The sequence below is a fragment of the Streptomyces sp. Y7 genome (genome assembly GCF_043195415.1).
Classification (GTDB): Bacteria; Actinomycetota; Actinomycetes; order Streptomycetales; family Streptomycetaceae; genus Streptomyces.
Window position 1 is genome coordinate 1 of the sequence record NZ_JBIDDQ010000071.1, and the last position, 405, is coordinate 405.

The 405-nt window shown below is 51.9% G+C and carries 1 rRNA gene; it reads left to right on the plus strand.

The window, feature by feature from the left end:
* Nucleotides 1-405 (plus strand): 16S ribosomal RNA (locus ACGFW6_RS45155); the annotation flags it as partial.

The window sequence follows — 405 nt, forward strand, 5'->3', positions numbered from 1 at the left end:
GATGAGCCTAGGTCGGATTAGCTAGTTGGTGAGGTAATGGCTCACCAAGGCGACGATCCGTAACTGGTCTGAGAGGATGATCAGTCACACTGGAACTGAGACACGGTCCAGACTCCTACGGGAGGCAGCAGTGGGGAATATTGGACAATGGGCGAAAGCCTGATCCAGCCATGCCGCGTGTGTGAAGAAGGTCTTCGGATTGTAAAGCACTTTAAGTTGGGAGGAAGGGCATTAACCTAATACGTTAGTGTTTTGACGTTACCGACAGAATAAGCACCGGCTAACTCTGTGCCAGCAGCCGCGGTAATACAGAGGGTGCAAGCGTTAATCGGAATTACTGGGCGTAAAGCGCGCGTAGGTGGTTTGTTAAGTTGGATGTGAAATCCCCGGGCTCAACCTGGGAAC